Here is a 3,159-nt window from a genome sequence, read left to right on the forward strand (position 1 = left end):
GACGGCCTCGGCCGTTCCGGGTTGGCCGCCGAGGACGACGACGCGGTCCGCGAGGTACACCGCCTCCTCGACGTCGTGGGTGACGAGGGCCACGGTCGTCCCGCGCGCCTCCCACACGTCGAGCAGGTGGTCCTGCTGGTCCGCCTTCGTCAGCCGGTCGAGCGCCGAGAACGGCTCGTCGAGCAGCAGCACGGAGGGTCGTACGCCAGCCCCCGCGCGAGCGACACGCGCTGGGCCATCCCCCCGGACAGTTCGTCCGGGTGGCTCTCGGCGAACCCGTCGAGTCCGACCGTCTCGATCAGTTCGTCGACGCGCTCGCGGGCGGCCGGCGAGTCGGGGTCGACGTCGGCCGGGAGTCCGACGGCGACGTTCTCGCGCACGTCGGCCCAGTCGAGCAGCCGCGGCTCCTGAAATACCATCCCGACGTCGTCGCTGCCGCCGTCGCGGACGTCGGTGCCGTCGACCGCGACGCTCCCGGCGAACTCCGGTTCGAGGCCGGAGAGCACGCGGAGCAGCGTCGACTTCCCGCAGCCGGAGGGGCCGACGACCGCGACGAACTCGCCGTCCGCGACCGCGAGGTCGACGCCGTCGAGCGCGACCGTGTCGTCGTACCGCTTCCGGAGGCCGTCGACCGCGAGGACTGGGTCCGCGGTCGGCGACGCGGCGTCGGCGTCAGCGGCCGACGACGCGGCGTCGGGATCAGCGCCCGACGACACGGTCTCTCACCTCCTTCACCGCGACGTCGGAGCAGTTGCCGAGGAACGCGAAGAGCAGGATCGAGCCGACGATGATGTCGGGCCGCGCGAGGGTCCGCCCGTCGCTCAGCAGGAACCCGATCCCCTGGCTCGCCGCGATCAGTTCGGCGGCGACGACGAACATCCACGCCAGCCCGACGCCGCCGCGGATCCCGACGAGCAGGCTCGGGAGCGCCGCCGGGAACACGACCCGGCGCAGCGACTCGACGCGGCCGAGGTCGTACACCTCCGCGACCTCCAGCAGCTCCTCGTCGACCGCCGCGATGCCCGTCGAGAGGTTGAGGTACACGGGGAAGAACGCGCCGACCGCGATCAGTAGCACCTTCGCGCTCTCTCCGATGCCGAACCACAGCAGGAACAGCGGCACCCACGCCAGCGACGGGATGTTCTTCAGGCTCTGTAAGAGCGGGTCGAGCAGGTCGCTGGCCGTCCGCGAGAGCCCCGTGGCCGTTCCGAAGACGGTCCCGACGGCGATCCCGAGGCCCACGCCGAGGAAGACGCGCTGGACCGTGATCGCGACGTGACCCAACAGCTCGCCCGAGGCGGCCATCCCGTACAGCGTCTCGGCGACGCGCAGCGGGGTCGGAAGCTGGTAGGCCGCGATGACGCCGGTCGCCACGACGACGTGCCAGCCGACGACGAGCGCCGCCGGGACGACGAGCCCGAGCAGCGGGTGGAACCGGTCCGCCGAGGGGACCGCGACCGGACCGATCGTTCGCGGCTCGGTTCGGGCGTCGGTGGCCATCTCAGACGACCTCGCTCGCGAACTCGGCGTCGATCAGCTCGTCGACGTGCCCGGCCGGGTCGGCGTCCTCGGTCACGAGCCCCTCGCGTTCGAGTATCGGCGAGAGGTTCGTGAGCAGTTCGCGGTGCGGGTCGCCCGGAATCGGCCGCGAGAGGTCGTTCCGCTGCGTGAACACGCGCTCTGCGACCGGCTCCGACATCTCCGAGGCGTCCGCGAGGATCCCCGCCGTCTCCTCGGGGTTCTCGATCGCCCACTCGCGGCCGCGCTCGTACGTCTCGATCACCCGGCGCGCGTCCTCGGGGCGGTCGGCGAGGAAGCCGTCGAGGAAGTTGAGGAAGCCGTAGGTGTTGTACCGCGGCTCGCGGAAGAACAGCTCCGCGCCGTCGTGTTCGAGCTCCAGCTCCGCCATGTGGGGGTCGAGTCCGGCCCACGCGTCGACCTCGCCGCGGACCAAGGCCGACTGCCCCTCCGGGTGCTGGAGGTTGACGACCTCGACGTCCTCCTCGCTCAGTCCGGCGTCGTCGAGCGCCTGAAGCAGGAAGAAGTACGGGTCGGTGCCGCGGGTGGCGGCGACGCGGCTCCCTTCGAGGTCCTCGACCGATCCGATGCCGGTCTCCTCGAAGGTGACGAGCGCGGTCCACTCCGGCTCCGAGTAGACGTACGGCGTCGTGATCGGGACGCCGTTCGTGCGGGCCATCAGCGCCGCGATCCCCGCGGTCGAGGAGACGTCGGCCTCGCCGCTCTGCGCGTACTCGTTCGCCTGATTGCTCCCGAGGCTCAATACCCACTCGACGTCGGTGTCGGCGTCCGCGAACGCCTCTTCGAGCCAGCCCTTCTCGCGCAACACGAGGCTGACCGGGTTGTAGTACGCGTAGTCGACCGTCACCGTCCCCGATCCGCCACCGTTCCCCGCGCAGCCGGCGAGCAGCGAACCGCCGATCGCCGCGCCGGTGCCGCGCAGGAACTGTCTTCGCTCCATACACGCCTTCACCGGTCCCACTCATAAACAGATATGGCTATTGAGAATATTCAGCCGCGACTATGATGCCCTGTAGTTATTTATTTTCAGTAGTGAAAGACATTCACACGGAGTTCGTCCGTCGCGTCACGCCCCCTACCCGTTGAACACGCGTCCGGGACCTCGTTCGAGACGGTGACGAAGCCGTTCGGCTCGCGTTCCGAATAGCGGACTATGTTGCTGGTTAGTCGGCGTCGAGGCGTGGGCGGCGCGGCTACATTCCCATGTCGGCGGCCGCGTCCGGCACCGGAAGGTCCGGAACGGCGACTCCGAGCAGCTCCGCGGCGTGGTCGAGCGCCATGTCGAACCCGTAGTACCGCTCCAGTTCGTCGCCGTCGGGACCGGGACGGACCTTCAGCATGGCGTACCCCTCGACGTTCTGCGCGACGGTCGCCTCGCGGCCGTCCAGCGAGAAGGTGAGCCGGCGCTCGCCGTCGGTCTCCTCGTACCGCGCCGCAACACCGTTCGCCGACGCGGACTCCGTGTCGGTCATACGCTCCATACGGGCCGGACCGTGTCGAATGTGTCGGTCGCCTCGCCGACGCCGGTCCCGCCGCCGTCCCCGGGCCGACCCGGACTCGCGGCGGTCCGGCCGCCTCTCCCACTACGTCGTGGGAGGCGAAGGCACACAGGGGAGTAGG

Annotated in this window: 3 protein-coding genes and 1 pseudogene; all 4 read right to left on the reverse strand. The window is 70.3% G+C overall.

The features are described 5' to 3' along the window. Window positions 1-716, reverse strand: a pseudogene (locus BN903_RS05290) (ABC transporter ATP-binding protein); the annotation flags it as partial. Further along, entirely contained in the window at window positions 700-1,500 is an 801-nt protein-coding gene (locus BN903_RS05295) for an ABC transporter permease (protein ID WP_048076700.1), read from the reverse strand. The pseudogene BN903_RS05290 and the gene BN903_RS05295, both read right to left, overlap by 17 nt. 1 nt (window position 1,501) lies before the next feature. Further along, on the reverse strand, window positions 1,502-2,479 hold the full coding sequence (locus BN903_RS05300) for an aliphatic sulfonate ABC transporter substrate-binding protein (protein ID WP_048076701.1): 978 nt from the start codon (window positions 2,477-2,479) through the stop codon (window positions 1,502-1,504). A 253-nt stretch (window positions 2,480-2,732) separates the two neighbouring features. After that, window positions 2,733-3,011, reverse strand: a complete 279-nt coding sequence (locus BN903_RS05305) for a hypothetical protein (RefSeq protein WP_048076702.1) — start codon at window positions 3,009-3,011, stop codon at window positions 2,733-2,735. Window positions 3,012-3,159 lie beyond the last annotated feature (148 nt).

The organism is Halorubrum sp. AJ67 (assembly GCF_000513435.1).